Annotated in this window: 2 protein-coding genes; both read left to right on the top strand. The window is 68.2% G+C overall.

What is annotated here, in order from left to right; genetic code table 11:
- Positions 1-1556 (top strand): L,D-transpeptidase family protein (locus K9U41_RS22400; RefSeq protein WP_282643050.1); only part of this gene is annotated, 1556 nt, incomplete at its 5' end.
- 477 nt (positions 1557-2033) lie between these two features.
- A partial coding sequence (locus K9U41_RS22405) for a DUF882 domain-containing protein (protein ID WP_432715848.1) occupies positions 2034-2863 on the top strand: 830 nt, incomplete at its 3' end.

Consider the following 2863-nt stretch of genomic DNA (forward strand, 5'->3'; position numbering starts at 1 on the left):
CTTCGGCCCCGCCGGTGACCGTCGCGGCCGAAGACCCCCTCGCCCCCGTGGCCGAGGCCATCGCGGCCCTGCTGGCGACGCCCGAGAGCGTCACCGCCTCGAAGAAGGAGCAGGAGGCCCTCGTCGCCTTCTACGGCGCGCGGCAGAACCTGCCGGTGTTCGTCGGCCTGAAGGGTGTCGACGCCCGTGGCAAGGCGGCCATCGCCCGCTTCGAGGCCGCCGGCGAGGACGGCCTTGAGCCCACCGATTATGCGGTTCCCCTGCCCCGGCCCGGCGCCACCGCCGCGGATCTTGCCCGCACCGAGCTGAAGCTTGCCGTCGCCGTCCTCACCTATGCACGGCATGCCCAGGCCGGTCGCTTCGACCCCGGCCGCATCTCGGCGCTGGTGACGCCGGTGCGGGAGATCCCCGATCCCGCGGCGGTGCTGGCCAAGGTGGCCAATGCCCCCGACGCCAATGCGGCGCTCGCCGCCTTCAACCCGCCCCATGCCGGCTATCGCGCCCTGAAGGCCCAGCTGGCGCGCGTGACCGGCCAGACTCCCGGCGTGGTCGCCGTTCCGCCCGGCGCGCAGATCCGCCCCGGCGCCAGCGACCCGCGCATTCCCACCCTGCGCACCCGCCTCGGCATCACCGGCCGGGCGGCGGACGACAACGCCTACGATCCGGCGCTGGTGGATGCGGTGAAGGCCTTCCAGGAGGCGTCCAAGATCAAGCCCACCGGCATCGTCGGCCCCTCCACCATCGCCGCCCTCAATGCCGGCGCCACTCCGGGCGGCGGCAGCCTGAAGTCGGACGTGATCGCCAACATGGAGCGCTGGCGCTGGCTGCCGCGCGACCTCGGCGAGACTTATGTGATGGTGAACATCCCGGAATTCCTGGTGCGCATCTACCAGAGCGGCCATGAGATCCACGAGACGCGGGTGGTGGTGGGCAAGCCGGAGACGCCGACCCCCCTGCTCAGCCGCGAGATGCAGTACATCGTGGTGAATCCGGCGTGGAACATCCCGCCGTCCATCGCCCGCAACGAGATGATGCCGCTTTTGCGCTCCGACCCCTCGGCGCTGGCGCGGCGCGGCATCGAGGTGGTGCGCAACGGGTCCGGCGGCTATTCCTTCCGCCAGGTGCCCAGCGAGCGCAACGCGCTGGGGCGCATCAAGTTCATGTTCCCCAACGACCATTCGGTCTATCTGCACGACACCCCGTCCAAGGCGCTGTTCCAGAACGACCGGCGCGCCTACAGCCACGGCTGCGTGCGGGTCTACGAGCCGCTCAAGTTCGGCGAGGTGATCTTCAACCTCGGCCTGCCCAACGACAACTGGACCCAGGCGCGCATCGGCAAGATGTTCGGCAGCTCCGAGCGCTACGTGAACCTCAAGCAGCGCTTCCCGGTGCACATCGTCTATTTCAACGTGGTGGTGGATGATGCCGGCCGCCTCGCGGTGCGTGAGGATCTCTACGGCATCAACGCCGAGACCAAGACCCTGCTCGGCCTCGCCAACAGGCAGCGAATCGCCGACGGCACCTCCACCCGGAGTGCCGCGCCCAAGACGCGCTGAGTCCAAGACCCGCTGAATCCGAGACGCTGAGCCGTCTCATCCTACCGCAGCGGCATGGACGGCCTAACGGCCATCCCTTTGTTTTTCAATAACTTGAAGAACGGCGCCAGCCTCGCCACGCGTCAGTCTGCCGCGCTTTCCGGCCTGTGGATATCGCATGTCACAGGTTGCCTGGTGCGGCAAAGCCACAGCCCGACACGGGGGCCGGCACGTTTTTGCCACACTCCGCCGATAACTCACGGACCCGTGACCGATGCTTCAGGGAAACCTGCGGTTCGGTCGCAAGGGGGCGCGGGGTGTCAACTCACCCTTAACCGAACCCGACAAGACTCTCATCCCATAGCGTCGCGGCAACAGTCGCGGCGTCCTTGACATCTGAGCCTCGGGTTCGAGACATTGGCCATCTGTTCCGCGATCACCGCCGTCCGATCCCTGCGCACAGGATCCGCATCCGCGGGATCCGTGCGCCTCAAGGGGCTGCCCGTGATCCGGGCCGTCGCCATCGGGGCAAGCCTCCTCATCGCGGGCACCTCGTCGCTGCAGAATGCGGTGGCCAACGGCGATACCCGCACCATCACCCTGCACCACACCCATTCCGGCGAGAGCGGCAGCTTCACCTTCAAGAAGAACGGCCGCTACGACACCGAGGCGCTGGCCCAGCTCAATCACTTCCTGCGGGACTGGCGCAACCAGAAGTCCACGCAGATGGACCCCGCCCTGTTCGACATCGTGTGGGAGGTCTACCGCGAGACCGACGCCACGGCGCCGATCCAGATCGTTTCCTCCTACCGCTCGCCCGAAACCAATTCCATGCTGCGCGCGCGTTCCAGCGGCGTCGCGAAATTCTCCCAGCACATGCTGGGCCGGGCCATGGATTTCTACATTCCGGGGGTGAACCTCACCGAGCTGCGGGTGGCCGGGCTTCGGCTCCAACGCGGCGGCGTGGGCTTCTATCCCACCTCCGGCTCGCCCTTCGTCCATATGGACACGGGAAATGTACGCCACTGGCCGCGCATGACCCACGACCAGCTCGCCCGCGTCTTCCCCGACGGCAAGACCGTGCATGTGGGCACCGATGGACGCCCCCTCTCTGGCTATGCCGCGGCCCTCGCCGAGCTGCAGGCCCGCGGCTCCAAGGCCGGCGTCGCCGTGGCCTCGGCCGATGGCGGCAAGGGCGTGAAGAAATTCTTCTCCGGCCTGTTCGGCAAGAAGGATGCGGACGACGACGAGGGCGGCGAGACCACCACGGTCGCAGCGGCCGACACCGCCGCCGAGGACGCCACGCCCGCCCGCGCCAGCGGCAAGAC

Source organism: Xanthobacter autotrophicus, from assembly GCF_029991245.1.
GTDB lineage: Bacteria > Pseudomonadota > Alphaproteobacteria > Rhizobiales > Xanthobacteraceae > Xanthobacter > Xanthobacter autotrophicus_C.